This is a genomic window from Streptomyces sp. NPDC019890 (assembly GCF_044903445.1).
In the GTDB taxonomy this organism is placed as follows: Bacteria; Actinomycetota; Actinomycetes; order Streptomycetales; family Streptomycetaceae; genus Streptomyces.
This window is the reverse complement of the sequence record NZ_JBJDQK010000005.1, coordinates 495,457-495,869: the sequence shown is the minus strand read 5'-3', so window position 1 is coordinate 495,869 and position 413 is coordinate 495,457. Positions and strand designations below refer to the sequence as shown.

The 413-nt window shown below is 65.6% G+C and carries 1 protein-coding gene; it reads right to left on the bottom strand.

Annotated elements, in window-relative coordinates; all coding sequences use genetic code 11:
- Window positions 1–413 (bottom strand): tetratricopeptide repeat protein (locus tag ACI2LP_RS17300; protein WP_404725348.1); only part of this gene is annotated, 413 nt, incomplete at both ends.

Genomic DNA, 413 nt, shown 5'->3' with positions numbered 1-413 from the left:
GGCGCGGTCGAAGTCAGCCAGGGCATCCTCGAAGCGGCCCATGCGCCGGTGGGTCTCACCCCTGCTGACACGGAACCAGTCGGCATGGGGGTCGAGTTCGATGGCGCGGTCGAGGTCAGCCAGGGCATCGTTGTAGCGGCCCATGAGGCGGTGGGTTTCGCCGCGGCTAGCAATGGCCCAGGCGATTTGGGAATCCAGTTCGATGGCCCGGTCGAAGTCAGCCAGGGCATCCTCGAAGTGTTCCAGAACCTGGTGGGTCTGCCCGCGGCTACCAATGGCCCAGGCGCAATCGGGGTCGAGTTCGATGGCGCGGTCGAAGTCAGCCAGGGCATCGTTGTAGCGGCCCATGAGGCGGTGGGTTTCGCCGCGGCTAGCAATGGCCCAGGCGATTTGGGAATCCAGTTCGATGGCCC